Raw genomic sequence first — 25,815 nt, forward strand, 5'->3', positions numbered from 1 at the left:
GATTTCTCGGAAAATTCCAGAAAAATTACGCTTATTTCTGTTTTTTTTGATAAAATATGAACATGGAAAAAATCAAAAAGCTGATTTTGTCAGAGGGCTTTCGTTACTTATTCTTTGGCGGCCTAGCAACCGTGGTCTATACAAGTGCTAAGTTCCTGAGTTATCAGGCGCTGCAGTCAGGCTGGATTTCTGAGGCCATTGCGCAAGCAACGGCCATTGTCTTCGCCTTCTTCACAAATAAATTGTTCGTTTTTCAACATAAATCGGATAGTGTCTGGAAAGAATTTCTTAGTTTTGTGCTGGGCCGGATTGCGCTGCTGCTGTTTTCAATCGGCATGAATGCCTGGCTGGTCGATGCGCATCCTGAGATTCTGATGGATGCTTTCGGGATTAGTAAAAATGCGCTGGTGGTCTGGCTGAATCTGGCGCTGCAGGTCTTTACGATTCTGGTGAATTATGTTTATAGTAAGTTTGTGGTTTTCCGCAAGAAAGCTGAATAAAGGTAAAAACGCTCAGAGGCATTGAGCGTTTTCTGTTTAAGAAAATTCAAAAGAACCAGGCCTGAGCCCGGTTCTTTTTGAGGGGGAAAAGATTAACTTAGATTTTTAATTTTCTCTTTTTTTGCGGCGTTTTCCTCTTACCATGCTGAAGCTAGTGGCTCCCAGCAATGAAAGTCCTAGACCCATTGCCAGATTTTCGCTTGCGTCACCTGTATTTGGAAGGTTTTTGCCGCTGGTTGTGCTGGTTGTCGTGCCGCTTGTGGTACCTGTGGTACCAGCCGTTGCCGCGGTCACGGCATCTTGAAGTGTCTGCGAAGCTTTCTTGATATCGCTGGTCAAGGCAGATGGGTCACCTTTTTGCGCCTTTGCAATCAGGTCGTTCAGCTTATTCAGCGCATCAGTTACTGCTGATGACTGGCTGACTGAAAATTGACTCGCTGTGGTCTTGATGGTGTTTGCGGCGGCAATTGCGGCATCTCGTGCAGCTTTCGCGTCTGCGATTGCTGTATTCAGTGCTCTTACGCCGTCCTCAATCTGTGAAACGCTGGAGCTTGGGTCGTTGATAAGCGTTTGAAGATTGGTAATGGCGATTACAACTGTCGGCTCATATGTAACTGGTGAAGTGTTTGACGGCTCTAGAGCTGTCTTTCCATCGTTCACAGCATCATCATGATTCTTCGAGGCATCGTTTACGGTGTTATTCAGTTTGTCGGTTGCATCTTTGATTTGCTGAGTGCTTGAGGCAGGATTGTTTATGATGACTTGCAAATCATTTTTATCCTTGACGACTGTTGGGTCATTTGCTACTGGAGAATTGTTCGCATTGTCAACTGCCTGATTACCTTTGTCAACGGCATTTTGTCTATCCGTTTGTGCTTGGGTAACGGCGGTGTTCAATGCGGTTGTTGCATCTGTGATTTGCTGAGTGCTTGAAGCTGGATTATTCAGTGTGTTCTTCAGATTATTCTCAGCTGTGACAACTGACGGCTCTTTGGCAACATTTGACTTGTCCGCATTCGTAATTGCCTGGTTACCTTTATCAACGGCATTTTGTCTATCCGTCTGTGCTTGGGTAACAGCGGTATTCAATGCGGTTGTTGCGTCAGTAATTTGCTGGTTTGTTGAAGTCGGAACATTTAAGATGTTCTTCAGGTTATTCTCAGCGGTGACGACTGACGGCTCTTTGGCAACATTTGACTTGTCAGCATTTGTGACTGCCTGATTACCTTTATCACGAGTGTCCTGAGCGGTCTTAAGAGCATTTTGAAGAGTTTGGATGGCGGCTGTGATGTCTTTTGTCAAGGCGTCTGAGCTGTCTGTCTTGGATTTCGCAATCAGGTCATCCAGGTTCTTCATTGCAGATACTACGCTTGGCTCTTGGGCGCTTGAAGATTTTCTTACTGTGTCTTCTACGCCGGTTGCCGTAGTAATGGCAGCATCACGGGCTTTCTTGGCATCTGCAACTGCTGTATTCAATGCTCTTACGGCATCTTCAATTTGGGTGACAGTAGAGCTTGGATTGCTGACCTGGGTCTTCAGAGCGCTGATAGCCTGTGCCACGGCCGGCTCATAAGAGACTGGCGAGGTGTTGGCAATGGCTGTATTTGCATCATTCACTGCGTCATCACGTGTCTTCGTTGCGTCTGTTGCAGTGTTCACGGCTGTCGTCAATGCGGTTGTCGCGTCTGTAATTTGCTGGTTGCTTGAGGCCGGGTTATTCAGAACGTTCTTCAGATTATTCTCTGCTGAAGTTACTGCCGGGTCATTTGCGACCGGTGACTTATCAGCATCTGTGACTGCCTGATTACCTTTATCACGTACGTCTTGAGCTGTTTTCAACGTGTTTTGAAGTGTTTGGATAGCAGCTGTAATGTCTTTTGTCAGGGCGTCTGAGCTGTCTGTCTTGGATTTCGCAATCAGGTCATCCAGCGCCTTCATTGCTGACACTACACTTGGCTCTTGGGCGCTTGAAGATTTTCTTACTGTATCTTCTACGCCGTTCGCTGCTGTAATGGCGGCATCACGGGCTGTTTTGGCGTCTGTTACGGCTGCGTTCAATGCTCTTACGGCATCTTCAATTTGTGTAACAGTCGAGTTTGGATTGCTGACCTGAGTCTTCAAATCGGTGATGGCTTGTGCGACGGCCGGCTCATAAGAAACAGGTGAAGTATTCGCCAGGGCTGTATTAGCGTCATTCACTGCGTCTTGACGGCTCTTTGAGCCATCGCTGACTGCGTTATTCAGTGTATTTGTCGCATTGATAATTGCCTGGGTTGGTGAAGCCGGATTATCCAAGAGGGTCTGCAAATCGCTGATATCTTTGGCGACTGTCGGGTCGTTTGCCAAAGGCGAATCCTTCGCAATAATGATGGCTTGAGCTCCATTATTACGAGCATCCTGAGCAGCTTTCTGTGCATCTTGAAGTGTCTGAATGGCGGCTGTGATGTCTTTTGTCAGAGCGGTTGCGTCGTCTGTCTTCGACTTCGCAATGACATTATTCAGATTATTCATCGCTGCGACAACGCTTGGCTCTTGAGCGCTGCTAGATTTATTAACTGAATCTTCCACCGTGTTGGCGTTTGTAATTGCAGCATCACGAGCTGTTTTGGCAGCTGTTACGGCTGTATTCAGTGTTCTTACGCCGTCTTCAATTTGTGAAACAGTGGAGTTCGGATTGTTGACAAGTGTCTTGAGGTCACTGATGGCTTGTGCGACTGCCGGTTCATAAGAAACTGGCGCAGCATTTGCGATGGCTGTGTTAGCATCTGTTACAGCTGCATCACGGCCTTTTTGGGAATCACTTACTGCATTGTTCAGATTGTCCGTCGCATCCGTGATTTGTTGAGTCGATGAAGCGGGGTTATCCAGAGCGGTTTGAAGGTCATCTTTGGCTTTGGTAACTGCCGGGTCGTTGGCAGCTGGCGAGTTATTTGCATCTGTGACAGCCTGAGCACCTTTATCGCGGGCGTCTTGGGCTGTTTTTAGAGCGTCTTGAAGTGCTTGAGTCGCTGCTGTGATGTCTTTTGTCAAAGCGTCTGAGCTGTCTGTCTGTGATTTCGCAATCAAATCATCCAGCGTCTTCATTGCTGCTACAACACCTGGCTCTTGCGCGCTGGTAGAATTTTTAACTGTAGTTTCTACGGTGTTTGCGTCTGTAATCGCACTGTCACGCGCAGTTTTCGCATTTGCAACTGCTGCAGTCAATGCACTGGTGCCATTTTGAATCTGCGCTGCAGTTGAATTAGGGTCTGCAACAAGCGCCTGCAGACTGCTGATGGCTTGTGCTACGGCTGGTTCATGGGAAACTGGCGAAGTATTTGCCGGATCCATCGCGTAGTTGGCATCTGTCACTGCTTGGTCACGGCCAGATGAAGCATCGCCTACTGCATTATTCAGATTGTTTGTTGCGTCTGTGATTTGCTGAGTCGTTGATGCTGGATTGTCCAGAACGGCCTGAAGGTCACTTTTAGCTTGGGTAACTGTCGGGTCATTGGCAGCTGGTGAATTGTTTGCATTTGTGACTGCCTGATTACCTTTATCAACGGCATTTTGACGGTCTGTTTTGGCCTGAGCAACTGCGTTATTCAATGCATTTGTGGCGTCTGTAATCTGCTGAATAGTAGAAGTCGGGTCATCCTTGATTTTCTTCAGCGCGTCCTCAGCAGATGCTACTGATGGCTCGTTGGCAACGTTTGAGGCGTCTGCATCAGCAATTGCCTGATTAGCCTTGTCAACTGCGGCCTGGCGGTCTGTCTGTGCCTGTGTAACAGCTGTGTTCAGAGCGTCGGTTGCAGTCTGAATGTTCTGCGTTGTTGAGTTTGGATCATTCAGGACATTTTTCAGGTCAGTTTCTGCGCCGGTAACTGCTGGCTCTTGCGAAACGTTGGAGTTGTCAGCATTTGTGATGGCCTGATTGGCACCGTCAACTGCATTCTGACGAGCTGCTTGTGCCTGCGTCACTGCGTCATTCAATGCAGTTGTGGCATCTTGAATCTGCTTCGTTGTTGAAGCTGGATTGTTAAGCACTTTTTGCAGATTATCGGCTGCATCTTTGACTGGCTGTTCATTTGAGACGTTCGTCTCGTCGGTACGGCCGGTACCTTCTGCATTGTCAATCGCTGTATTGGCATCGCTGACGGCTTTATCACGAGCGGCCTGAGCCTGAGTCTGAGCTTCCTGGAGAGCAGTTTTAGCTGCAGCAATGTCTTTCGTCAAGGCATCAGGTACATCAGTTTTCGACTTGTCAATAACATTCTGCAGTGCAGTTATAGCATCTTGGACAGGCTGTTCATTGCTGACTGGAGATTTCTGCGCATCTGTGATGTTAGTTTGAGAGTCTGTGATAATCTGGTCACGTCTTGACTTCTCAGCTGCGGTCGTGGATGTCAGGGAGTCGGTCAATGCTTTTATCTGGTCTGTGGTGCTGGCAGGGTCATCCAATGCTGCCTGGAGCTGCTGCTTCAGAGTGGAGACGGCAGGTTCATTTGAAACTGGTGATGTGTTAGCAATGGCAGTTTGTGCAGCTGTACGGGCATCTCCATTACCAGAGTCCGCTGCTGTGACAGCTGTGTTCAGCGCATTTGTCTTGTTAATGATATCTTGAGTCAAATCCGTCGGACTGTCGGCTGCTGCTTCTGCGATGGTGTTCTGCAGGTCTGTGATGGCAGCTTTAACGGCTGGGTCATTGGCGGCTGTTGTGTCAGCTTGTGCGGCTGTGATAGCATTGTTTCCTGCGGTATTTGCTGCAGTTCTTGCTGTATTAGCCGTATCGATTGCATTTTGCAGTGCAGTTGTCTTGGCTACGATATCATCTGTTTGATGCGCCGGGTCGCTTATGGCACTGTTCAAATCTGTAATTGCCTGTTTAACAGCGGCTTCGTTTGAGACGGGTGCTGTTTTTTGTATCGTGCTTGTGGCATTGGCAACTGCGGCTGTATGTGCAGCTGTGACGCTTGATGCAGTTGTATCAAGGTCTCTTGTCGCGTCAATAATTTGCTGAGTCAGGGCTGCTGGGTCATCGTTGGCAGCATTTGTCATGATGTCCTGCAGAGCCTTGATTTTAGCTTGAACGGTCGGGTCAGCGCTGTCTGTCGGATCAGCTTGAATGTGGCTGATTTCGGCATTGGCAGCGGAAACGGCGGCATCACGGTCTGTCTTGGCAGATTGAACTGCTGAATTCAATTGGTCTACTGCAGTCTGAATTGCTGTGTCTGTGGCATTCGGATCGTTCAAGACATTGTTCAAATCAGTGAGTTCTGATTTAACATTTGACTCGTTAGAGACCGGCTTAGTATTCGAAATAGCGGTTTGAGCGTTTTGCTTAGCTGCAGACTGCTTAGCTACGGCATCAGAAACTGCCTGATTCAATGCTGAAGTGGCATCTTTAATGTTCTGAGTCAAGTCATTAGCACTGTCACCTGCGGCGGCCTGCTGAATCTGCTGCAACTTCTGAATGGCGTCTTGAACAGCTGGGTCATTTTGTGCAGTTGAACTCTTTGCGTTTGTGACTGCCGTATTTGCATCTGTGTTTGCCCCGTTACGTGCGGTGTTTGCGGCTGCAACGGCTGTGTTAAGCGCATTGGTTGCGTCGGTAATCTGCTGTGCGGATGAACTTGGATTATTCAGGACAGTTTTCAGATTTGAAGCGGCGTCTTTAACTGCCGGCTCGTTGGAAACGGGTGCTGTCTTACCCAAAGCGTCACTGGCATTCGCGATTGCTGTTCCTTTGTCTATGCCGGCTTGAGAAACTGCATTGGTCAATGCATTAGTGGCATCGGTAATCTGCTGTGTGGTTGAGTTCGGATTGTTAATGACGTTCTGCAGATTGTTCTCAGCGTTGGCAACATTCGGGTCATTGGCAACTGAACCGCTCTTTGCGCTCTCAATTGCGTTTTCCCCATTGTTGATTGCTGTATTTCTATCGGCTACGGCATTGACAACGGCGCTTTCCAGGGCACTGGTTGCATCTTTAATCTGCTGTGTTGTTGAAGCTGGATTGTTTAAGACGTTCTGCAGATTCTGCTCAGCTTGCTGAACACCAGGTTCATTCGCAACTGGAGAATTTTTTGCAGCTGTATTTGCGGAATTAGCATCATTTACTGCTGTTTGACGGTCGGCTTTAGCCTGTGTAACTGCGTCATTCAAGGCAGTCGTTGCGTCCTGAATCTGCTGTGGTGTAGATTTCGGATTGTCTAAGATGCTCTGCAGATTATTTTCTGCGCTTGCAACAGATGGCTCGTTGTTGACGTTTGAGGTCTTCGCAGCTGTTTCAGCGTTATTTGCTGCTGTGATGATGGCCGGGTCAATCTGGTAAATGTAAGTAACTTGTGATGTTCCATCTGACTTAACTCTTGTATCTGAGCTTGGGTCAACCTGGACAAAGACGTAGCCTGGAATTGTCGGATGATTGCTGGTGTCAATCGTGCTGTTGGTCTTTCCTTGGCTGGTTGTCGGCTGCAGAATGACATTTCCTTTATTGTCAACGAAGTTGTTGGTGATATTGTCATCTAGTGGTGTGTAGAGAACAGAGAATTTCTGCGACTGCTTGTCACTGGTTCCGTCCGTTGCGCTGCTGTCAAACTTAGGATTGGCTGTAACGGCCTGGCTCAGTGTCTGATAAGTGCCCAGCAGATTACCATTTCCGTCATAAACGTTCACAACGTAGTTATAACCTACTACTACCAGATTATTGTCGGTTGTATTAAACGCGATATTTGTGTCACTTGGGCCGGTCGCTGTTTCTTTAGTGCCGTCCGGAATACTGCCGTCAGTTGATGACTGGGTCACGACAGCTGTTTGTGTCTGACCCGTATAGTTGACTGTCCAGACCTGCGGATTACTATCAGTCGTTGCACCAGGCCCATTCGGCGTTAAATCCCAAGTGTTCGTGGCTGCCCAGGCTGCCTGCATCGTTGGATAAGTCGTGCCGTTAGGCGCTGTGACTGTGTAGGTATAGCCTGATTTTGCAAGTGCAGAATCATCCACTTTAGACATCAGTGTACCGGTCGTGCCGTTTTCCAGAGGTTTGTCTGGTGTCGTGGTCGTATCGTAAGTCGCAATAGTTTTAGAGGTTGAGCTGTCGCCATTGCTGATGCTCTTGACGATGGCCTGCTGGAAGCCTCTGTTATAAGTGACAACAAAATTCTGCGGTGCGCTGTCTGTTGCGGCTGCGCCGTTGCTTGTACTATCAAATGTCTTATTCGCAGCTGCTGCTTGAGCAGCGGCTAAAGTGCTGTAGATATTGCCGTCTGGTCCTTTAACTGTATATCCGTATCCTGTACGTGCCAAATCTGCATCTGTCTTTGTCCAACCGCTGATGTTTCCGCCGGTTATTCCCTTGACGGTATCCAGAGTCTTTGCGCCTGTCGGGTCAGTGGCATCTGTCACTACATTAGATTCTTGATAATCAGGTGCGTAAAAAATTGTCCACGTATTATTGGCGGCATTCTTTTCGAAGTAAAGGTCTGACCAGGTCCCATGGGCACCTGTGGATGTATTGATTGTGCGTGAAGGATGCCAGCCGGAAGCGTATTGAGCATTAACCCCAGTCAATGCTGCGGCATCTGCCGTATAGGTGTAAGTATCAATTCCATTCTTTGCACCGTCAGAAACACCCGCAATACCGATTGTATCAGCTAATCCTGATTTCACTGTTGAATTCGGTGCGACGGTAGAATTTCCCGTCGTGCCTGCAGGCAGAGTAGTCACGTTTGGGTCTACCTTATAGCTTACAGTACCAGTTGAAGTTGCAGCAGTTCCGCTCACGTTATCAATACTGCCATAAAATCCTTGATATTGCTCTCCGCTTGCTGCACCAAGACCTAATGACCAATAGCCGTCTGACGGAATAGCTATTCCAAGCGCACCGGCGGAGCCTGAATTACGCGTATCAAAACTCCAAGTGTGACCAGCACCGTCATCAAAGCTTCCTGTAAAATACTGACCGCCGGGATTTCCGGGGTAATGGTAATCAAGCGTATATTTAATATTATGTGAATTCCATCCCGCTATATTGTTATTATTAAATAGATTTTCTCTGTTGGTGAAGTTATTTAAAGCAGTTCCATCACCTGTCCAGCGCATTCCAACATACGGAGTAGCAGGGTCGTAATATGGTCCGCCAACATTTTGGTGAAGGTCAAAACCGAAGCCTATAGAATTAGCGATACCTCTAATTCCTAGTCCGCCGCCTGTTTCTCCTTTACTTGCAGCATCTGCTGGTGTCGTGTTACCCATCAAATCAATACCGACCCAGTCTCCGGAATTATTTGTCAGTCTATCTGCACCTAAATAACCATCAATATGGAAATCTGCATAGGCACTAAAGGTCTGATTCTGCATCACATAACCGGCTTTATACGGCGAATTCGGAATAAGATTCATCCACCTTCCGCCTGCCGCATCCGTTGTTCCGCCGGAATCTTTGCTTGCATCTCTATACGCTGTGGAAGTGGCATAAGCAGCACTATTGTTTAGCGTAAAAGGCACGCCTTGACCGGAAGGTGTAGTTGCTGTCTTTGAAATATTATCCGAGCTAACGGTTTGAGCATATGCGACTAGGCCGTCACTGTTCAAAATTATGTGCGATAAAGCTGCAGGTGCTGTCAATGCTACTGTTGTTGCGGTTGCTCCCAGTAGGAAAACTGAGACTTTTCGAGAGAATGTCGCTTTCTTTCTTTTTTTAATCATGATTCATGATCTCCTTTTGTTCTTTTTCTTTTTATACTCGCACTGCTTTCTGTTAAGAAAGTATAGATTTACAATTTTAATTGCTTTTATTTTCTGCATAAATATTTGAATTATCAAATATTTACATAGTAATTAAGCATTTCATGGACCTTTGTCCTTTTTGTCGTATAATTTGTTCATTTTTTTATTGAATAGAGAGATTAATCAGACTGACTGTACAATTATTATTATTATAATTAATCACTTTAATATTGATTAAACATAATTTTATTTACAATAATTGGACAACAATTACAATTAATTGCTTGATTTAATTAGTCAGACTATCTAACAGTTTAGATTATAAACACTTTGTCTATTTTTGTCAAATATTTAGTCTTAAATTTTCCTTAACATGATTTTTTATCAAATATGATAACTGAATAACGTATAAATTTAAATCAAAAAACACCTAGCGTCCATTTTTAGACACTAAGTGTTTTTATAAGTCCAGAACAGATCAGCTTCAAAGCTATGCCATTGCCCACAAGCCCCTAAACCGACTTTTTTTCGTCCTCGTCCTTGCGTAAATCTTTTATCAGCTCAATGATGTCGCCGCGTCTTGTCTCGATTTGCCCTTCCTTGCGCCTCTGATAAGTCGCGTTCAGCATGGCGCCTAGAATCAGGACACGCGAAATAAAGATAAACCAAATCATGACTGCAAAAATAACAATCGAGCTGACAAGTCGGAAGTCCTGCCAGGAATCAACAAAGTGAGCGACATACTGTCCGACAAAGCTGGTCAAAAAGACCAGAACAAACAGGGAAAACAGGGTACCCGGCATAATATAGCGAAGTTTTTTTATTCTGATATTCGGCATCAGCGAATAAAGAATCATCAGAACCACAAAAGTAACAAACGCAACGATTGGCAGCGTCGAATTTTCCAGGAAATTATAGACCGTCGTATTGAACTGATAGCGCTGATAAATCTGTGTCAGGACAGTCTGTCCAAAAGTCGAAATTGCCACGGCCAGATAAAGCAGAATCATGATAATCAGACCGCCCGTAATACCGAAAATCCGGCTGATAATGACATCGCGGTGCTTGGTGACGCCGTAGGCTTTGTTCATCGCCATCTCCAGCGCCGACATTGACTTGGAGAAAGTCCAGAGCGCCAGGATGATAGCCACAGCAAAGAGGGCTGAATTCGGCGTTGACAAGTACTGCTTGACATAGCCCGCCGTCATACTGTAGAACTCTTTGGGCAGGTTTTTCTGCATGAACTCCAGGACTTCAGAGACATTGATTTTAAGATAGGGCAGGACATTGGCGACAATCAGAAGCATAGGAAAAATGGACAGTAGCAAATAATAAGCCACTGCAATTGAAGACAAACCCATTTCAGAACTCATAAACAGAGAAATAAAAATATTTAACTGTTCAGAATGGGTGATTTTGTTTAAAAACTTCTTCATATTGTGCTAAATGCCGAGAACTGCCGTTTTATCGGAACGCCGACAAAACGCTTCCTAATAAGTTCTCTCTTCGCCTTGTGAAGTCAGGATGACAGGGCCGTTTTTCGTCACGACAAACTGATGCTCCATCTGACAGGACAAACTGCCGTCCGCCGTCACATAACCGCGCTCGCCGTCATGCTTGATTTCCCAGCTGCCGGTATTAATCATAGGCTCAATCGTGAGCACCATGCCTTCGCGCAGGCGCAAACCGTGCCCTGCCACACCGTAATGCGGGATGAGCGGGTCTTCATGCATGGTTGGGCCTACGCCATGACCGCAGAGGTCACGGACAACACCGTAGCCGCGGCTTTCCGCGTATTCCTGAATGACTGCGCCGATATCGCCGATTCGATTTCCGACTTTGGAGACTTCAATCCCACGGTAGAGGCACTCACGGGTGACGTCCCAGAGGTCACTGACCTGCTGAGAGACCTGGCCGACTTTATAAGCCCAGGCGGAATCGGCCACACCGCCGCGGAAGCCTTCAATCACAGGCTGCATCGCCTCCGCATCGTCGAAATCAAGTGCTGCAACATTGACATAATCATCCTCAACCAAACCGAGCACCATGTCAACTTTGAGCAAATCGCCGTCTTTAAGGATGTAATGCCGCGGAAAAGCGTGCGCCACTTCGTCGTTCAGACAGCAGCAGGTCGCATAAGGGTAAGGGTTGTAATAGCCCTCGTCGACGCCAATCTGCAGAGGCAGGACATTTTTTTCTTTGCAGACGCCGCGCACGTACTCTTCGATTTCCCACATGTCAAGGCCGGGCTTAATCATGTCGCGTAAATGAATGTGAATGTCTGCTAATATTTTGCTTGAGCGCTGCATCTGATCGATTTCGCGCTGAGATTTTAATGTAATCATGACTTTATTTTATCACAAATTCCTGCTATAATCGGTATATCAAAAAGAAAGGGAATATTGCGGTTTTTTCGCCGCAATAGGCCGTGATTCCGATAGGCAGACTCAGTCTGAGCTTTACTTCCAAAAATCACGGCAGGAAATTTAATCAATATGGCTAAAGCTGAAATCGTATACTGCTCAATGACAGGCAACACGCAGGCCTGCGCGGAAATCGTTTATGAGAAACTAAAAGAGCTCGGTGTCGATGTGGACATCCACGACTGCACAACGGTAGACCCGGAGGATGTCTTTGAGGATGCGGAGCTTTGCATCGTGGGCACCTACACATACGGCGAGGGCGACATGCCGGATGAAATCATTGATTTCTACGAGGATATGCAGGAGATGGACCTGACAGGCAAGATTTTCGGGGCATTCGGCTCTGGCGACACTTTCTACGAGGAATTCTGCCGTAATGTCGAAGACTTCGACCGCGCTTTTGAGGCTTGCGGTGCCACTCGCGGTGCTGAGCTGGTCAAAGTTGACCTCTACCCTGAGGAAGAGGATAAAAAACATCTGGAGGCTTTTGCGGAAGAGCTTGCCAGCAAAATTTAATCACTTCTGCGCTGCAGAACTCTGGCAGAATCGACCTGCCGCACCTTAATCGAAAGACTGGCTTACATGATGATGAGTCAGTCTTTTGTTTGCACTTTTTATTCTTAACGGACGAGAGCTTCTCTGTTCAACTTATTCAAGTTGAATATCCGGTTGAAATCATGTAACTGGCCGGCCTGTCCAAAAACTTTATAGAAATACCCAACTTAATTGGACAGTTCAGCCGAATTGACCAAATCCTTCTAATTACCAGCCAGCTTATAACTCGAAATACCGAAATCATCGTATTTCTGCAGATAAAGCGTGCAACTGTCAAGAGCCACAGCACTCCGATAAATCGTTGAAATTTCAGAGCGTCCGTCTGAACGCGGCACTGTCACAGAATTCAGTACATGCCAGGTTTCAATGACATTGGCCTGCTCATTGTCCGGAAAAACTGCACGCTCGCGCAATACTGCCGCACGGATGAATCGCGACGTCGGTGTAAATCCGCCAGGCCACACCGGTTTTCCAGAGAAATTTCCTGTCGAAATCTTATTCGGCCCAGAGGCCTCCTCAGCCAAATCAGCCAAATCCAGATAAGTCCCTAGCTTCTCAATTTCCCGCTCAAATCTCGGTGCATTAGTGACCACGCCAATCGGATTTTCAACAACAGTCAGCTTTCCGTCTAAAGGCTCAATTGAAACCATTCGTCCAGTTCTGTCACAAGCCGCAAAATGCAAATCATTCCGGCCAAATTTATAATTTGAATACTCATCCGTCATGAGACTAATGCCGTCAAGTTTCGCAGCTAAATCGGCCACCGAGCTGCAGTTTCCCAGCGCCCACAGCACAAATTCAAAAGGTGCGAGCTGCTGCAAGCCGCCAGACTTGTCAGGCACAAACGAGGCATACTCTGACTTATTTGAAAAAGTCAGTTTCTGAATTGAAAAACCGTGTTCATTCACACCATCTGAAATGTCCGCGTGAAGTCCCGGTAAATCACGACCCACGCCAAGAACAGCATAGGAATTGATAATCGGCTCACCCTTGTAGACACTCTTCCAGGCATAATTCTGCGGAACCGTCAATGCAGCGGGGTGAAAGTCGGCATGCCAGTCCATGGTTCGAGCGAAAAGTAATCCGCCATCTGCTGCCTGCATTTTAATACTTGTACACATGGTTCATTTGCCCTCAATTCATTCCCAAATCAGTCAAATTAGTCATCAAAATTCAATTTCATCTGACCCTGATTGAAAACACGGCCAATATAGACTTTCTTCTCCAGTTCATCGACTCGATAAAACAGGCGGTAATATTTCCCGATGTCAATCCGGTAAGTCGCCTCTGAAAATCCGTAAACCGCGGCAACGTCCTGATGATGTGCCGGCTGAAAGCTCAGACTCTGGATTTTCCGCTCAATATTTGTCACAAAAGCTTCAATTTGAGCTTCTGAAAATGAAAATTCTGATTCAAAATAGCTTACGATTTCATCCAAACTTTTCATGAAAATAGATAAGTAGACCAGTTCAAATTCAATCATCTATTTTTTCCCCAGCCGTAACGGCCGAATTTTTTCTTCAGCTGCTGCTCTGTGACGAAGTTTTCTTCTGCAATCGCTTTGAAATCTTCTTCAATCTTGTTTCGAAAGACTTCTTCATTGCTTTGAACGGGGACATAATAAATCACGCCTGAGTCTTCAACGTGGGCCTCGTATTCACGCCCGCCGTCGGCAAATTCTTTGGGGACGGTTAAAACATACGAAGTGCCGACTTTTCTTTGTTTGACAGCTGACATTTTATTCTCCTTTGGCTTAATATATATTGAGTATATATTATTTTTCAAATTTTGTCAAGTAATAAAACACAAGACAATTTATTTTGCAAAAGGCCGAAATTTCTCATGCGTCTGCTCAAATTCCTGAATCTCTAGAATTTTCCAGTTCTCGTCAAATTTAACAAGTGAACTGCCGTCAAACTTGCTGCGTTCACCCTTGTAAAAGCATTCAAAAGTCCAGGTATAAAAGCCTGTCTGCTGTTTTTCATCATAATAGCTCGAGCCGATTTTCCAGCTCAAAACCTGGTTCTCGGATTGACTGAACCAGTGACGGAACCAGCTTTCACACTCGCTTTTATTCTGATATTGGGCACCATAACATTCTGTGTACAAAATATCATCCGATAATAAATTCAGAAATCCTGGCAAATCCTTGTCCAGCCAAGTTTGGCAATAGCTCTGAAAAATTTCTTCATACATTTTCTTACCACCTTAAAATTTAAAAACGTTAAAAACGCCGACAATCAAAAGCACACCCGCAAACATGACCAGAAGCCCGACAATCTGCAGTGTATTCACCTTATGCTTAGGCGATTTCCACCAGCCGAACTGCTGCACAAGGAGCCCTGTAGTGATTTGCCCGAAGTCAACCAGTGCCACCACCATTGTCTGTGAAAGCACAATCCGGAGCCACATGCGCACAATTCCCACAATTCCATTAAAGAAACCGCCCAGAAAATCCGTCGGCCGCAAGTTTTTCCACTGTTCTTTAGTCGGCAGAACACGGCGCTCTTTAATAAGCGCAATCACAAGAATAATGATGAGACCGATGAAAAAAGCAAAGAAAGAGCCCTGAATTGTTCCCTTAACCATGTTTGAAGCGGCAGCCAGCATGCCTCCCAGCTTACCGTTAATCGTCTGCTGAACGGCCGTCATACCGCCGACAATCAGCCCCCAAATCCGCCAATTCCAGCGCTGCACGCCGCTTGCACTCCCAAGCCTATCCTGACGGCTTTTTTCCGACAGAACAATCGTAATCCAAAGTCCGACAATCAAGAGAATAACGCCCATAATTTTCGCCAGAGCAGGCTCTACTTTTGGCGAGTTGAACAGGCCGAAACTGTCAATGACAATTCCTGTCAGAATTTGGCCAAGCAAAGGCAAAACAACCGTTTCAATCGAGCCGAGTTTTGGAAACATCAGCACATTTGATGTCACATAGACAGCGCCGATGATTCCCCCCAGCCAGATAAAGGGCGGGTGGCTGCCGACAAAATCTGCCGTCGGCCAAAGCGGCTGCCTTGTGAGCAATGTCGCAACAGCCATGACAATTGTCGAGACAAGAATTGAGATGACGATTGCGACAAAAGGCGATTCAATCTTATTGCGCAGCCGCGCGTTTATCGGCGTCATGTTGGCAATTGCGAAGCCTGCAAATATTCCGGCAAAAACATAAATAAAAATCATAAACATTCCTAAACTATTTTTTATTTGTACCCGCTTTTGTCATTGCATGAAAATTTTTTCTTACAGCAAAAAAAGTTTTGACACATGATTTTATCATAAAAATCTAACACATGTTATAATTTAAATTGAGATAAAAAGGAGGCGGCAAATGACGCAATATAACTGGACTGCAGGCAAACGCAAATATGAAGATGTGCTTTATGAAACTTATCATCACATCGCAAAAATCACGATTAACCGGCCGGAGGTCCGCAATGCTTTTCGGCCGAAGACCGTAGTTGAGCTGATTGACGCCTTTTCAGAAGCACGCGATGACACTGAAATCGGCGTCATTATTTTAACCGGCGCCAATCATGGACAAGGTGTCGAAAAAGAAGCATTCTGCTCCGGCGGTGACCAGAGAGTCCGCGGCAACGGCGGCTATGTAGGCGAAGACCAGATTCCGCGGCTGAATGTGCTTGACTTGCAGCACCTGATTCGCATCACGCCAAAGCCCGTGATTGCCATGGTCAACGGCTACGCCATCGGCGGTGGACACGTGCTGCACCTCGTGTGCGACCTTTCAATCGCCTCCGAAAATGCAAAATTCGGCCAAACCGGTCCCCGTGTCGGTTCATTTGACGCTGGCTACGGCACTGGGCTGCTGGCTGCCATGGTCGGACAGAAAAAAGCCCGTGAAATCTGGTTCCTCTGCCGTCAGTACAGCGCTCAGCAAGCACTGGACATGGGGATGGTCAATACCGTCGTCCCATTTGACAAACTCGAAGAAGAAACGGTCAAATGGGCGGAGGAAATGCTGCAGCTCTCTCCGATGAGCCTGCGCATGCTTAAAGCCTCGTTCAACGCCGCTACCGACGGTCTAGCAGGCCTGCAGCAATTTGCCGGCGACGCCACTTTGATGTTCTATACCTCGGATGAAGCCAAGGAAGGACGTGACGCCTTTGTTGAAAAGCGCCAGCCGGATTTCCAGCAATTTCCGAAATTCCCTTAATGCGGGCATCCATTTTCAGCTCTCATTATCAAATCACGCGCAAACATTCTAGTAAGGAAAAATAATGCTGCAATACTTAAAAAAATGGGCTTCCAGTCAGCCGGATACCAAATTCATCAATAAACTGACATTTCGTCAAGCCTATGATTTAGCCTGCTCATATGTCCGCCCTTTAGCCTCCATCACTGACACCCGTGTGGCACTGCTGGCAGGCAATCGGCAAGAAAGTCTGCTGGTGCTCTTTGCCCTACTGCTGCTGGAAAAGGAAGTGCTGCTGCTCAATCCTGCGCTGACTGAGGCTGAGATTGCTGAGCAGACCCGACATTTAAACATCAGTGTCGTCGTGCGTCCTGAGACAATTTTAACAGATTTCTCCCCTTTATTGGCCAAAGACATTCCAAAACTGAATTGGGAGCCAGCCGCCGACAAAATTGCCGTTCTCATGAACACCAGTGCAACTTCCGGCAAATTCAAAACTGTTCCGATTACCTGGAGAATGATTTCTGCCCAGGTCAAAGCTTCTGCTCAAGTTGTCGGCGTCCAAGCCGATGATAACTGGCTCTGTGTCCTGCCAATCTTCCATGTCAGCGGTCTGTCAATCGTCATGCGCAGCCTTTATAACGGGACAAGATTAACACTTTTGTCAAAATTCAGCGAAGAACAAGTCTTAGAACTAGTAAATTCTGAAAAACTGACCATGATGTCGCTCGTACCAACGCAGCTGAAGCGTTTAATTGAGCCGCTGGAGCGCCATAGTTTACGCATGATTCTGCTCGGCGGCGAAACCATTCCATTGAGCCTAGTCGAAAAATCTGCCGCCAAGAATCTGCCGATTTTCAAGACCTATGGCATGACAGAGACATTCTCACAGTCTGCAACTTTTAATGTCCTAGAAGCACCAGAAAAAATCGCCTCTGCCGGCAAGGCACTGCCCGGGGTCAAGATTCGCATCCAGCAGCCCGACCAGAACGGCATCGGCGAAATAAGCCTGCACTCGCCCATGTTAATGCAAGGCTATCTCGACATGCCCCCGCTGAACGGCTATTTCATGACAGGAGATGTCGGCTGGCTGGACGCGGACGATTACCTTTACGTTCTCAACCGTCGCCGGGACATCATCATTTCCGGCGGAGAAAATATTTATCCCAAAGAGATTGAAGATTTACTTTACCGCCTGCCGGAAATCAGCGAATGCGCCGTAATACCACGTTCTGACAAGAGCTGGGGACAGATACCCGTTCTCTATTATGCCGGAAATCTGACAGAAACTGAAATTCAAAAATACTTATCAGACAAACTGGCGAAATTTAAACAGCCGAAGACCTTTGTCAAATTAGCCGAACTCCCAAAAAATCCATCCGGAAAAATCCTGCGAAAGGACTTGAAATAATGACCTTGATTGACGAATTAGGCCTCGTTGCAGCCAAACTCAGCGACACTGAATTTGAAGTCTGTCTGCCCTTAACTGACTTTCACGCGCAGGCACTCGGCTATCTCAACGGCGGCGTCAGCCTGCTTCTAGCGGAAATCTCAGCGGGCATGGCCTCTAACCATTTGCTGGCTGATGAACAGTATTTCGCAGTAGGTCAATCCATCAGCGCCGAGCATCTGCGCGCCAAAAAATCCCAGGGACAAATTTGTGCAAAAGGCAAACTTTTGCACAAAGGAAAATCAACGCATGTCTGGGATATTCAAATGATTGACGAGAAAAATGAACTGATTTCCCATGCGACAGTCACCAATCATATTGTCAAACGTTAATCCGAATTTATGGTGAATTCATTTTCCGGATAGATATAGGACAAAAACCGTGAAAATGTCCGCCCATTTATGTGAAAAAACAGAATTTTATTGACGAAATTCTGTTTTTTGTCTAATATCTTATTATGGAGCGGATTGAGCTGAAGAATCAGCCGCTGTACTTGATTCACCAGACGACGTGCTCGCCGTGCTGGCGGCAGCTTTACTTTCCGAAAGACTCTTGGATAGACCAGCCGGATTGTCATCGGCGAAAACGTCGTTATACTGTGCCGTTGGAGCTGTGAAAATTCCTGCCGAAACGACTTCCATATCAACCGTTGTCGGCGGACTTACCTGCTTGGCAATGCTTGGATACCAGGGGAGCTTCTGCTTCATCTGGCTCAGCGGCACTTTGACCGAGTTCCCGTCTGACATCTCCAAGGTGATAAAGTCGGCTGTCGACTGGCTTGGCGTCAGTGTCACCGTGCGGATAAGGCTGCGCAGAGACGGCTTCAGTGTCTCATATGCCTGCGCAAACTGCTTGGTTTGGCTGTCACTGAAATCCTTCAGCAGCAGCGGATTGGCCCCAAGCTTGTCGCTTGGCACAACCGTCTCGGAAATGATGGTACCATTGGCCAAAACGACATAATCTTTGCCCTTCTGCTCGACAAAACCAATATTTCCGTATTCCTTGACAGAAATATTCACCTTGTTAGGAAGCGCAATACTGACAGCTGTGCTCTCAATACGTGGCGAACTTTTAGAAATATCCGCCTCAATCGCTGCCTTATGTGTAAAAATCTGGTAAATTGAGCTCTGCATATTCAGCCTAGAAGCGGCCGCAATGTCGCTGGACTTGACAATGGTGTTTCCAGTGATGCTAAACGCGCCGATGCGATTGAGCGGCGACAGACTATATATGCTGACGACAAAAACAATAAAGAAAATGAGCAGAATCGGCCAAATTCGGCGCAAAATTCTGCCGAGGGGCTTAAAAGCAGAAAAGACAGAAGACTTGGCACTTTCATTTTCAGCGTCAGCATAGGTGTTATCAATAACATTTCCATCTTCATAGCTGAGAACAGTCTGATTGATATCTGCATCTGCTGAAGCTTGATTCTCTTTGTTCTGCCTTTCTTCCGCCGCTATGATTTCATGAAGCGACTGCTCAGATTTACGCGTAATTTTCAAACCGCGCAAAAATTCGCGGCGCTTTTCCTTCGCCTGCGCGCGTTTTTCAGCTTCCTGCTGAGCGAGCATCTTCTCGTGCTCGATTTGCCATGGGCTTTTAAAATCTTCTTCTGCCATTTATTTTATTTGGTGATTTCCTTGATAACTTTGTAAAGCCTGTCAGAAGCGTCTGGAACGCCTGCAGTGAGACTTGCAGCTTTCATCTCTTTATATTTTACATTATTTGACAGGATTTCTGAAATGTTTTGTAAAAGCGTGTCTGCTGTCAAATCGGCGTCCTTGATAATAACTGCTGCGCCTGCCTCGACCAATTCCTGCGCATTTTTTGTCTGCTGGTCATTGGTCACATTCGGGCTAGGAATGAAAACAGCCGGAAGACCAAGCGCCGTCACCTCTGCAATCGTCGTCGCGCCGGAACGGGCCACAATCAGGCTAGCCGAAGACAAAACCTCCGACATATTGGCAATATAAGGACGAATCGCAATATTCGGATTTGCGTCGTATTTGATGAACTCTTTTTTGAAGTCGTCATAATAGATTTCACCCGAAGCATAAAGCGTCTGATAATCCTGATGCTCCAATTCCGGCAGAGCAGCCACAACCGCCCGGTTAATCGTCAGAGCACCGCGTGAACCACCGAAAATCACTACCGTTGGCTTCTCCGGATTCAAATCATAAGTCTTTAAAATGTCTGAAGGCTTGATGTCAGCCACTTCCTGCGCCCGCGGATTTCCTACGAAAACCACCTTGTCAGCCGGAAAATTCTGCTCGGCATGATGAAAAGCCACAGCCACCTTTGTCACGCGCTTGGCCAGAAATTTATTCGTAATCCCAGGCACCGCATTCTGCTCATGAATAATCGTCGGAATCTTGAGCCGTGTCGCGGCATATACCACCGGCCCCGAAACATAACCACCCGTCCCGAAAACCACATCCGGCTTAAAGTCGGCAATGATTTTGCGCGCATCCAAAGTAGAATGCAGGAACTTCCATGCCGTGCGAATATTGTCAGGCGACAACGAGCGGCGAATGCCCTGAACATCAACCGTTTTGAAAACAAAGCCAGCCGCCGGGACAATTTTACTTTCAAGGCCATTTTTCGTGCCGATATAAAGAAACTCCGTCTCCGGCTCAACCTTGCGAAGATACTCTGCAAAAGCCAAAGCCGGGTAGATATGACCGCCCGTTCCTCCTCCTGTAAGTACAACTCTCATTCCACCGTCTCCTTCAAAGCGTCAAAAGCCTCAATGAACATGTCACCGCGCTGCTCCGCGTCTTTATACTGGTCCCAGCTCGCACAAGCCGGACTCAGCAGCAGCGTGTCCCCAGGCTCCGTACGCGGGAAAATTTCATTCAGTCCCGTCACAACATTTTCCGTTGTAATATAGGGAATATTCATCTTTTCAGCGAGGGCAACAAACTTAGGCGTTGTCTGTCCGCTGATTACCAGACCTTTCAGACCGATGAGCGAAGGCTCAAGCTCATCAAAATCATTCCCGCGGTCGAGCCCGCCGGCAAATAACCAAAGCTTGCTGTGATTAAAGCCAGTCAAAGCCTTTTTAGTCGCTAAAATATTAGTTGCCTCAGTGTCATTATAAGCGCGGCGACCATGAGCCGTCCCTAAAAACTGCAAACGATGTCTCACCCCTTCAAAAGTAGTCAAAACTTTTATAATTGCCGCATTGTCAGCACCCTGAAGCTTCGCAGCAGCAATAGCCGCCAGCGCATTCTCAACATTATGCTCACCAGGCAAACTAAGCTCCGCCGCGTCAAGAATATATTCCCCCTGGAAATAAAGCTTGCCATCCAGAAGATAGGCCCCCTGCGTCAAAAGCTCCTGAGTAGAAAAAGGCACAACCGTCGCCTGAGTTTTCTCCGCATAATCACGCATTTTCTCCTGATTAAAATTCAAAATCAGAAAATCCTCAGCCGTCATATTCTTCTGAATATTCCATTTGGCCGCTTCATAATTGGCCTGTGAGCCATGATAATCCAGATGCGTCGAGTAAATATTCGTGATAACAGCAATATGCGGGTGAAAATCGCGCGTTCCCATCAGCTGAAAGCTGGAGGTCTCCAGCACAAGCGTGTCGGATTTATTGATTTCAAAAGCGACTTCAGAGGCTGGGATACCAATATTTCCGGCAACCTTGGCATTAAGACCCGCTTCATTTAAAATCAGCCCAATCAAGGTAGTGGTCGTAGTTTTCCCGTTAGTACCCGTAATTGCCGCAATCGGCGCCTCCGAAATTTGGCCGGCCAGCTCAATGTCTGTAATCACAGGAATCCCGCGACTTTCAGCTGCTGCTACTAAAATATTATCATAACGAATCCCCGGATTTTTTACCATCAAGTCTATACCGTCCAAAAGTTCCAGAGGATGTGAACCCGTTATCACCTTGATGCCGAGTTTTTCAAGTTCAGGAGCTTTCTGCAGCTCGCTATCATTCACAACTACATCAGCTCCCAGCTCCCGGAGCACTCTAGCTGCAGCTGTACCAGCTCGTCCTAAGCCAAGTACCAAGACTCTCTTGTCGGTATATTCTTGATAATTCTTCATCTCTTTATTTTATCACAAAAATGCCAAAATTCTGAATGTAACCGAATTCCAAACATGAGAAAATATAAACAGTACATAGGTTTTTGTCCAATAAATAAAAACGACGCTTTCCAAAAGAAAACGTCATGTTATAAGAAAAAATTTATTGAATTCAGCCTATTTTGCTTTAGGAATTCTGAAAGTGAATTTTGAGCCCTTATTGAGCTCTGATTCAACCTTGACTTGCCCGCCGCCGAATTGTTTCACAATATTAGCTAAAATTGGAAGCCCTAGACCTGTTCCGCCGATTTCTCGGTTGCGTGCCTTATCCGCACGGAAGAATCTCTCAAAAACGAGATTGGCATCTTCTTTAGATATGCCCATGCCCTGGTCTGCTATGCTTGTTGCGACAAAGTCCCCATCCTCATGTAATTCAATTGTAACAGATTTGCGTGAATCTGGAGAATACTTTGCAGCATTGTTCAGCAGAATCATCAAAGCCTGGACATAATGCCCTTCATCTATGCGAATCAGGCAGTTTCCGGGGAGAAAACTTTTAAAATTAACCTTAAATTCAGGGTGCAGCAGTTCAAAATTAGGCAGAATAAGCTCGATTTTTTCTACTGGATCCGTCGTCCGGTTCTGAAATTCTATAATTGCCTGATTTTGCTCAAGCCGTGTCAGAACCAGCATGCTTTCCAGCATTTCTTTCATGTTAGAGGCCTCATTTATGATGACCTGAACTGACTCTTCAAGTATTTTAGGGTCATCTTTACCCCAGCGCTGCAAAAGGTGTATGTGGCCATCTATCACAGCCAGCGGCGTCCGCAGTTCATGCGCCACATCTGACACAAATCCGCGCTGCTGCTCGACATAATAATTCACATGCCCCATCATCTGATTATAAAAATCAGCGATTTGTGTAATTTCGTCCGTCTTATTAGTATCAATTTTCACGGCCTCAAATGGCTCCTCTGGATGAGCCGCCACTTTCCTCATCGAACTGCCGATTGCATGCAAAGGCCTAATGAAATATTTAGACAGTTGAAAGCCAAAGAAAACAGACACAATCAGCGCAACAATCACAAGGAAAAAGTAGGCCATTAATAATTTTTTACTCAAATTATTGAAACTTGATAAATCATAATAGCCCATCAGATAACCAATAATCTCACCCGTTTTTTCTGAACGTATCGGCTTCACACTTAAATATCCCGAACTGCTGCCGAGTTTATAAGAAATAATCTTGCCGTTTGTGCTCGCATGAAAGGGTATATGCTTCATATTTGAGCTGAAAAGCAGCCGCTGTGAATTGCTGAAGACAAAGAAATTCAAGTTACGAGAAGAAATCATCAGACTAAACGTTTCTGAAGTCTGCAAAAACTCTTCCGTCCCATCTTCCTCAGTTCCTTTTACCGTCGACAGAACTCTCGGAAAATTAGTCGTTGAAAGCGGCTGATCTGTTTTAGAAAACTGCACGGCAGTTTCGTTAAGAGAATCGTTCATACTCGATTTGTTTGAACCAACAATTGAAGTGTGCATGATAAAATAACTGATTAAAGCCACAAGCATGATGGCCGCAAAGAAAAAAGCAGCGTTAGCTACAGACCAACGCCACAGAATTGAACTATTCAGTCGTTTAAATTTATTCTGACTGGCAAAGTTTTTTTCGCTTTTTTTTATTTTTGACATAATTTATTTTAAGGGCAGCTCTAACAAACTGCTACTTGTGACTCTCAATCTGTCCTACGCGCCTGCATAATACTATCCATTCGCACAAAACAACTAAAGTGCAAGGCGAAATGGCAAATTCTCGAAAGTCAAGAACGGGCGACAACGGCTTACAATAGTAAGTCTAGAAGTCCTGATAAAGAAAGTTGGCAACAGGCTGCTGCGGTTTTAGCCGCTGACAGATTGCTTTCCCCAGCAGGGGTGTTTGACCAAAATCACAAAATCTGAGCTTGTTAGAGCTGCCCTTATTTGCAGCATGATTATTTCAGCGTATTGTCACGCATCACGTAGCCCAAACCGCGTACTGTCTGAATGTATGACTCTTTACCCGGCTCGTCAAGTTTATTGCGCAGATAACGCACATAGACGTCAACCACGTTCGTTTCCGAGTTAGGAAAGCCCCAAACTTCAGACACCAAATGCTCACGCGTCACTACATCGCCGTGATGCTGCATCAGCGTCAGCAAGAGCTCGTATTCACGCTTAGTCAAGTCAATGACACGATTGCCGCGGACGACGGTACGATTAATCCGATCAATTTTCAAATCACGGAAAGTATTATCGTCATCTGAGACGCTATTGAGCTTCTTCACTTGATCTTCACGACGGAAGAATGCCCGCACGCGCGCCAGCAGCTCTTCAATCGCAAACGGCTTGACGATGTAGTCATCTGCACCGATGTCAAGTCCGGCGACACGATCCATCGTAGAATCACGGGCTGTCATGATGATAATCGGCGTGTTCACGCCGTCTTTTCGCACACGACGCGCCACTTCAAAGCCGTCAAGCTCAGGCAGCATGAGATCCAGCAGGATCAGGTCATATTTGCCTGTCAGAGACTCTTCCAAGCCTTTGCGGCCATCTGCTACCACAGTAGTCTGATAGCCCTCGTGTTCCAATTCTAATGATACAAAGCGACTTAGATTTTTTTCGTCTTCGATAATTAGTATTTTTTTTGTTCCAACCATTTTTTGTCCTTCTTCTATAATTCACCATTTACAGTGTTAAAATTAATCAAACGTATTAGCTAGGCCGTCAAGGGCCGCAAACGGAGAGTTCGCTTTTTTCTGGTCGACTTTCGATTGTTCATAGTCTTCCTCTGATAAGACTTTCCAATCTTTGCCATGCGGCATCGCGCCAGTTTCTTTTTCTTCATCCGTCAGAATTTGCAGAGGAATCTCCAGCAAAATATTATCTGCCACAATCTCATCAAGTGAAATTTCATCAGACTCTAACGGGAAAATCACGGACTTATCCGCTTCTTCAACCTTTTCAGGCAAAGCATAAGTTTCAAAGATTTCCAGTGTCACCGGCAATCGCACCGGCTTCAGACTCCGCGAAGACGGCAATGTTATGATGTAGCTGACATCGGCCAGCAAGTCATAAAAACCGTCATCGTATTTTATCGAGCCCGCCGCCGCCACATCTGTTAAATCTAAGATGTCCGGGTTGCGCGCCGTCAGTTCATCCTTCAAATCAAGCACTTCATCAAAATCAATTAACTTTTGCTTTTGAATTTCATCAATTCGCCACTTCATAAATTAATTATATCATTCTTTTTTCATTTTCCAATGAAATTTACTCGAAATTTAATCAAATTCTGCAACTATTTTATCACAAAGTCTTTAAATTGGCAATTTATAGCATTTATGCTGTATTTTACAGCAGCCCACTTTAGAAAATACTGATTTATGCAAAGAGGACAAAATATTCTGACTGTTTCACTTAATAAAAGATTCTATCAAGTTTTGATAGAATCTTGAATTTTGCAAAAGCTACGAAAACAGCTGAATCGCTATTTAGCAAGTATCTTCTATCGTGACTTCTAATTCTCGCATAATAGCTGAATCCAAAAATCTTATTTAAGACCGTATTTCTTATTGAACCGATCAACACGTCCGTCTGCCTGTGTGAATTTCTGGCGGCCGGTGTAGAACGGGTGGCTGTCAGATGAAATTTCCACGCGAATCAGCGGGTACTCGTTGCCGTCTTCCCACTTGACCGTTTCTTTCGACGATTTTGTCGAACCGCTCAAGAACTGGTAACCGGTTGATGTATCCATAAACACAACTGGTCCATATTTAGGATGGATATCTTTCTTCATTTTTTCCTTTCTGCCTTGGCTCTTATTTTTAGCAAATCTGCCGAACCAAAGTTTTTGAAGGCCTAAAGCCGTACTTACAAAATATATCAAATTTGTCTCAAATTTGCAAGCAAAAACACTAGTTTTGTTTATAAAATTTTTCAGTTCCG

The 25,815-nt window shown here is 46.0% G+C and carries 20 protein-coding genes; 5 read left to right on the top strand and 15 right to left on the bottom strand.

What is annotated here, in order from left to right; all coding sequences use genetic code 11:
• Positions 1–62 precede the first annotated feature (62 nt).
• Positions 63–500 (top strand): GtrA family protein, encoded by a 438-nt coding sequence (locus ACYQ2E_RS00770; protein WP_460016135.1) that lies wholly within the window; start codon positions 63–65, stop codon positions 498–500.
• A 105-nt stretch (positions 501–605) separates the two neighbouring features.
• Here the strand turns inward: ACYQ2E_RS00770 and ACYQ2E_RS00775 are convergent, their stop codons facing one another.
• The 3 genes from ACYQ2E_RS00775 to ACYQ2E_RS00785 all read right to left on the bottom strand — a co-directional run bounded on the left by ACYQ2E_RS00775 (position 606) and on the right by ACYQ2E_RS00785 (position 11,554).
• Positions 606–9,188, bottom strand: a complete 8,583-nt coding sequence (locus ACYQ2E_RS00775; RefSeq protein ID WP_460016136.1) for a beta strand repeat-containing protein — start codon at positions 9,186–9,188, stop codon at positions 606–608.
• 533 nt (positions 9,189–9,721) lie between these two features.
• Positions 9,722–10,582, bottom strand: a complete 861-nt coding sequence (locus ACYQ2E_RS00780) for a YihY/virulence factor BrkB family protein (RefSeq protein ID WP_460016137.1) — start codon at positions 10,580–10,582, stop codon at positions 9,722–9,724.
• A gap of 117 nt (positions 10,583–10,699) precedes the next feature.
• Entirely contained in the window at positions 10,700–11,554 is an 855-nt protein-coding gene (locus ACYQ2E_RS00785; RefSeq protein ID WP_460016138.1) for a methionyl aminopeptidase, read from the bottom strand.
• Between the two features lie 150 nt (positions 11,555–11,704).
• On the opposite strand from ACYQ2E_RS00785, the gene ACYQ2E_RS00790 reads away from it, so the two are divergent.
• Positions 11,705–12,148 (top strand): flavodoxin, encoded by a 444-nt coding sequence (locus tag ACYQ2E_RS00790; protein WP_460016139.1) that lies wholly within the window; start codon positions 11,705–11,707, stop codon positions 12,146–12,148.
• A 242-nt stretch (positions 12,149–12,390) separates the two neighbouring features.
• On the opposite strand, the gene ACYQ2E_RS00795 is transcribed toward ACYQ2E_RS00790, so the two are convergent.
• From ACYQ2E_RS00795 to ACYQ2E_RS00815, 5 genes are all read right to left on the bottom strand, one after another.
• Positions 12,391–13,308, bottom strand: coding sequence for a choloylglycine hydrolase family protein (locus ACYQ2E_RS00795; protein WP_460016140.1), 918 nt, complete (start codon positions 13,306–13,308; stop codon positions 12,391–12,393).
• 38 nt (positions 13,309–13,346) lie between these two features.
• Positions 13,347–13,670 (bottom strand): type II toxin-antitoxin system RelE/ParE family toxin, encoded by a 324-nt coding sequence (locus ACYQ2E_RS00800; RefSeq protein ID WP_460016141.1) that lies wholly within the window; start codon positions 13,668–13,670, stop codon positions 13,347–13,349.
• Positions 13,667–13,924, bottom strand: coding sequence for a hypothetical protein (locus ACYQ2E_RS00805; RefSeq protein ID WP_460016142.1), 258 nt, complete (start codon positions 13,922–13,924; stop codon positions 13,667–13,669). The genes ACYQ2E_RS00800 and ACYQ2E_RS00805 overlap by 4 nt, the downstream gene beginning before the upstream one ends.
• 78 nt (positions 13,925–14,002) lie before the next feature.
• Positions 14,003–14,383 (bottom strand): nuclear transport factor 2 family protein, encoded by a 381-nt coding sequence (locus ACYQ2E_RS00810; RefSeq protein ID WP_460016143.1) that lies wholly within the window; start codon positions 14,381–14,383, stop codon positions 14,003–14,005.
• Between the two features lie 12 nt (positions 14,384–14,395).
• Positions 14,396–15,370: a DMT family transporter gene (locus tag ACYQ2E_RS00815; protein WP_460016144.1), complete on the bottom strand. Its 975-nt coding sequence runs from the start codon at positions 15,368–15,370 to the stop codon at positions 14,396–14,398.
• A gap of 148 nt (positions 15,371–15,518) precedes the next feature.
• On the opposite strand from ACYQ2E_RS00815, the gene menB reads away from it, so the two are divergent.
• From menB to ACYQ2E_RS00830, 3 genes are all read left to right on the top strand, one after another.
• Positions 15,519–16,361, top strand: a complete 843-nt coding sequence (gene menB, locus ACYQ2E_RS00820; RefSeq protein ID WP_460016145.1) for a 1,4-dihydroxy-2-naphthoyl-CoA synthase — start codon at positions 15,519–15,521, stop codon at positions 16,359–16,361.
• Between the two features lie 64 nt (positions 16,362–16,425).
• Complete coding sequence (gene menE / locus ACYQ2E_RS00825; RefSeq protein WP_460016146.1) at positions 16,426–17,751, top strand: o-succinylbenzoate--CoA ligase; 1,326 nt, start codon at positions 16,426–16,428, stop codon at positions 17,749–17,751.
• Positions 17,751–18,122 (top strand): PaaI family thioesterase, encoded by a 372-nt coding sequence (locus ACYQ2E_RS00830; RefSeq protein WP_460016147.1) that lies wholly within the window; start codon positions 17,751–17,753, stop codon positions 18,120–18,122. Before menE ends, ACYQ2E_RS00830 begins: the two co-directional genes overlap by 1 nt.
• A 123-nt stretch (positions 18,123–18,245) precedes the next feature.
• Here ACYQ2E_RS00830 and ACYQ2E_RS00835 read toward each other — a convergent pair whose 3' ends face one another.
• From ACYQ2E_RS00835 to ACYQ2E_RS00865, 7 genes are all read right to left on the bottom strand, one after another.
• The gene (locus ACYQ2E_RS00835; RefSeq protein WP_460016148.1) at positions 18,246–19,409 is read right to left on the bottom strand and encodes a cell division protein FtsQ/DivIB; all 1,164 of its coding nucleotides are present in this window, start codon (positions 19,407–19,409) and stop codon (positions 18,246–18,248) included.
• A gap of 5 nt (positions 19,410–19,414) precedes the next feature.
• The gene (murG, locus tag ACYQ2E_RS00840) at positions 19,415–20,506 is read right to left on the bottom strand and encodes an undecaprenyldiphospho-muramoylpentapeptide beta-N-acetylglucosaminyltransferase (RefSeq protein WP_460016149.1); all 1,092 of its coding nucleotides are present in this window, start codon (positions 20,504–20,506) and stop codon (positions 19,415–19,417) included.
• Positions 20,503–21,852 (bottom strand): UDP-N-acetylmuramoyl-L-alanine--D-glutamate ligase, encoded by a 1,350-nt coding sequence (gene murD, locus ACYQ2E_RS00845; protein ID WP_460016150.1) that lies wholly within the window; start codon positions 21,850–21,852, stop codon positions 20,503–20,505. The genes murG and murD overlap by 4 nt, the downstream gene beginning before the upstream one ends.
• A gap of 156 nt (positions 21,853–22,008) precedes the next feature.
• Positions 22,009–23,373 (bottom strand): HAMP domain-containing sensor histidine kinase, encoded by a 1,365-nt coding sequence (locus ACYQ2E_RS00850; RefSeq protein ID WP_460016151.1) that lies wholly within the window; start codon positions 23,371–23,373, stop codon positions 22,009–22,011.
• Between the two features lie 449 nt (positions 23,374–23,822).
• Positions 23,823–24,530 carry a response regulator transcription factor gene (locus ACYQ2E_RS00855; RefSeq protein WP_460016152.1) on the bottom strand — a complete coding sequence of 236 codons (708 nt, stop codon included), beginning with the start codon at positions 24,528–24,530 and terminating at the stop codon, positions 23,823–23,825.
• A 42-nt stretch (positions 24,531–24,572) separates the two neighbouring features.
• A complete protein-coding gene (locus ACYQ2E_RS00860; RefSeq protein WP_460016153.1) occupies positions 24,573–25,100 on the bottom strand; it encodes a YceD family protein in 528 nt (175 codons plus the stop codon).
• Positions 25,101–25,420: 320 nt separating this feature from the next.
• On the bottom strand, positions 25,421–25,666 hold the full coding sequence (locus tag ACYQ2E_RS00865) for a type B 50S ribosomal protein L31 (RefSeq protein WP_460016154.1): 246 nt from the start codon (positions 25,664–25,666) through the stop codon (positions 25,421–25,423).
• Positions 25,667–25,815 lie beyond the last annotated feature (149 nt).

The sequence above is a fragment of the Lactovum odontotermitis genome, from assembly GCF_054658595.1.